The following is a 3,498-nucleotide window of genomic DNA, read 5'->3' as shown; positions in this document are numbered from 1 at the left end:
TCCGAGAAGTCCTTCACGACCGCGCCGACCAGCGCCATCCACAGCGACATGGCCAGGGCCGTGAGCAGCAGCGCCGGCGTGGTCGGCGGCACGCCGAGGGCGACCGGGCCGGCGGCGTAGGTGAGCAGCCCGGAGCAGAACACCACGCCCATCGCGCTCGGGGTGCTGTTCTTCCAGCCGGTGCGCGGCGCCGAGTAGCCGTACCCGAGCAGCAGCAGCAGCGCGCAGAGCAGCAGGGTGCCCACGCCCGCGCAGGCCGAGAGGACGAGCGCGGTGACCGCCGCGCCACGGGCGACGGCCAGGGCCGTCCGCGGGGACAGCCGGCCGCTCGCGATCGGCCGGGTGGACCCGTTCACACGGTCCTCCGGGCAATCCATGCAGCCGTTGTAGAGGTACGTGTAGAGAATCGCGCAGAACCAGGCGAGGGAACCGAGCACCACCTGGAGCACCGGCCGCGTGCCGGTGACCGTCGCCGGTCCCACCGCGAGTGCGACACCGGTGGCGTAACGGAGCTGAAAGGCCACCAGAACGGCGGGCCGTGTTTCGTCGAGGCAGAGCAGGGCCGTTCTCGGAATTCCGGAAATCGGATCACTGGGCGCATCAACGGGCAGTGTCCGCATCGTCGCTGTCGGCATGCTCAGGAGCCTAGGCAGCCACATGCCGACCTGACTGCTCCGCAAATGTGTCACTCGTACTCCTAAAGTGACAGACACCGATCAACGGACGAAGTTCCTCCGTTTTCCCGGGGTTTTCCGGGCGGCCGTTCTGGTACGCCGGACCACCGCAGAAGTGGACCCCTCTCCCCTTTCCCGCCCGCGCTTGGCTGGTGCGCAGGCGGGCGCCGTCGTCCTGGCGGCACCCCGCTTCCCGTGACGGGCCGTTGGCACGCCCTGGTCCATTTCCGACCCCGGGAAGCCCTCATGCGTACCCTGCTGCCCCCGACCCCGCGCGCCCCGGTTCTCGCGCCCGGGGAAATCCACGTCTGGCCCGTTCCCCTGGGCCGTGTCCCGCTCGACGCCGCGGACGCGGTCCTCTCCCCCGCCGAACGCGCGCGTGCGGAACGCATCCGCCGCCCCGTCGGCCGCCGGCGCTACCGCGCCGCGCATCTGGCGCTGCGCACCCTGCTCGCCGGCTACCTCGGCGTCGCCCCCGACCTGCCCCGCTTCGTCCGCCGCTGCCCCGAACCGGAGGTGTGCGGCGACTGCGGCGGCGGCCGGCCCGTACTGGCGGCCGGGCCCTGGCCGCACCTCGAGTTCAGCCTGTCGCACTCCGGCTCCGCCGCCCTGGTGGGCGTGGTCCGGGCGCCCGGAACGGTCGGCGTGGACGTCGAACGGATCCGCGACGCCTTCGACTGGAGCCGGCTGCCCCTGGTGGGCGCACAGGACCGGGTGTCCGGATTCCGGACCTGGACCGCCATCGAGGCCGTGGGCAAGGCGGCCGGCACCGGACTGCGCGACCCCGTCTCCATCGGCCCGCCGGCCCGCGGACCGCGCCGCGCGCGCCGGTCCGGGGATTCCTCCGACTGGTATGTGCACGAGGTCGATTGCCCCGACGGATACGTGGGTTCAGTGGCCACGCGCACGGTCGACACCGTCGTCAGATCGTTTCCGTGGCCGCCTTCCGGATGCGGCCCAGGATGCGAGATGGGTTAATGTGCACATTGACAGACTGTTAGCTGACGGCGAGTATCGCAGGGTTGGTTCCAGGGGGGTGGGGACTCCGGTGACTCATACAGGCCTATCGGTAGCCGGCCAGAATAGTTTAATTGCTGAACAATTCTTGGCCCGTTCCCCGGAATTAATTGCACGCTACCGTCAACGACTGGAAGAGATCAAAAGCCCCCTGGTCGCCGACGAGGCGACCTGGAGCACCTGCGCCCTGCAGGCCGAGCGGATCTTCCAGGACTGCGTGGAGAGCCTGCGCAGCGGCCGGCCCGAGGTGCGCAACGCGCTGGTCCAGCAGGTGGAGGGCCTGGGGACGGAGCGGGCCACCCAGGGCATCGGCGGCGTGCACTCCCTGCGTGCCGGGATCCTCCTCTTCGACCTCGTCTTCGACGCGCTCGCCGAGGTGGTGGCGTCGAAGCCCGAGGAGTTCGACCGCTTCCGGGCGGGGGTGCGCGCGCTCCAGCGGGGCATCGGGATGCGGCTCGAGGCCGGTGCGCTCGGCCACGACACCTACCTCCTCAACACGGTGCGCGAGGTCAACGCCGCCGCCCAGCGGCAGCTCGCCCGGGAGATCCACGACCACCTCGGCAACAACGTGAGCCTCGCCCTGCGCCAGTTGGAGCTGCACGAGCTCGAACTGCGCAGGGGTGTCGGCCCGCAGGAGGTCGAGACGCGGATCGGCGCCGTCAAGGAGACCCTCACCGACTCGCTCGGCATCATCCGCGACCTGGTCACCCAACTGCGCCGCGCCGAACGCGAGGGCACGCTGGAGTCGTCGTTCGCCGCGTTCCTGGAGTCGATGGAGATCACCTCCTCCAAGGTCCGCATCCAGGTCAACGGCAGCGAGGAGTGGGCCACCCAGCCCGTGCTCGACGAGGTGTTCCTGGTGGTGCGGGAGTGCCTGCGCAACTCCCTGGCGCACGCCGACGCCGACCACGTCCTCGCGGTGGTCGACATCGCCCCCTACGGCGTGCACGCGCTGATCGAGGACGACGGCTGCGGTTTCGACGTCTCGAAGGCCGCCACCGCGGGCCGCGCCAACGGCATCGCCTCCGCCACCGAGCGGGTCGAACTGCTCGGCGGCACCATCCTGTTCAGCAGCGACCCGGAGGACCGTGGCACCAGGGTCACGGTCACCATTCCGCTGCGGAACCTCCCGGGAGATTCCGTTGAATCCGCCAAGTGACCTCATCCGCATCGTCGCGGCCGACGACCACACGCTGCTGCGCACGGCCCTCGCCGAGCTGCTCAACGCCGAACCCGACCTCCAGGTCGTGGCGGAGGCGAGCAGCGGGCGCGGGCTCGTCGAGCTGGTGGAGCGGCACCGGCCGCACGTGCTGCTGCTCGACGTGGAGATGCCCGACCACCAGCCCCGCGCGGCGGTGCGCAGGCTGCTCGAGCGCTTCCCCGGGCTGCGCATCGTCATCCTCACCATGTACGACGACCAGCCGCTCGTCCACGAGCTGCTGCAGCTCGGCGCGCAGGGCTACCTGCACAAGAGCGTCTCGCGCGAGGCCCTGCTCAGCACGGTCCGCAACGCCGCCCGGGAGGACGACCAGGTCACCATCCTGGTGCCGCGGTCCGGGTTCACGGTGAACGGGGACCAGTCCGGCGAGCAGAACGCGGGGCCGATGTCCCCGCGCGAGCGCGAGGTGCTGTCCTGCGTCGCGGAGGCCATGAGCAACCGCCAGATCGCGGTCCGGCTCGGCATCACCGAGGGCACCGTGAAGCGGCACCTGCGCAACATCTTCGACAAACTGGACGCGGTCTCGCGGATCGACGCGGTGAACAAGGCCCGCGCGCACAAGCTCATCGCGGGCCCCCGGGGCCGCCT

Annotated in this window: 4 protein-coding genes; 3 read left to right on the top strand and 1 reads right to left on the bottom strand. The window is 70.8% G+C overall.

Going from position 1 to position 3,498, the window contains the following annotated elements; genetic code table 11:
• A partial coding sequence (locus tag HW445_RS23000) for a UbiA family prenyltransferase (RefSeq protein ID WP_180222867.1) occupies window positions 1–524 on the bottom strand: 524 nt, incomplete at its 3' end.
• 396 nt (window positions 525–920) lie between these two features.
• Here HW445_RS23000 and HW445_RS22995 point away from each other — a divergent pair.
• The 3 genes from HW445_RS22995 to HW445_RS22985 form a co-directional block, all read left to right on the top strand.
• Window positions 921–1,652, top strand: coding sequence for a 4'-phosphopantetheinyl transferase superfamily protein (locus HW445_RS22995; RefSeq protein ID WP_180222866.1), 732 nt, complete (start codon window positions 921–923; stop codon window positions 1,650–1,652).
• A 127-nt stretch (window positions 1,653–1,779) separates the two neighbouring features.
• The gene (locus HW445_RS22990; RefSeq protein ID WP_180222865.1) at window positions 1,780–2,850 is read left to right on the top strand and encodes a sensor histidine kinase; all 1,071 of its coding nucleotides are present in this window, start codon (window positions 1,780–1,782) and stop codon (window positions 2,848–2,850) included.
• A partial coding sequence (locus tag HW445_RS22985) for a response regulator transcription factor (RefSeq protein ID WP_180222864.1) occupies window positions 2,834–3,498 on the top strand: 665 nt, incomplete at its 3' end. The genes HW445_RS22990 and HW445_RS22985, both read left to right, overlap by 17 nt.

This window comes from Streptomyces sp. UH6 (genome assembly GCF_013421635.1).
In the GTDB taxonomy this organism is placed as follows: Bacteria; Actinomycetota; Actinomycetes; order Streptomycetales; family Streptomycetaceae; genus Streptomyces; species Streptomyces abyssomicinicus.
This window is presented reverse-complemented; position numbering and strand designations above follow the sequence as displayed.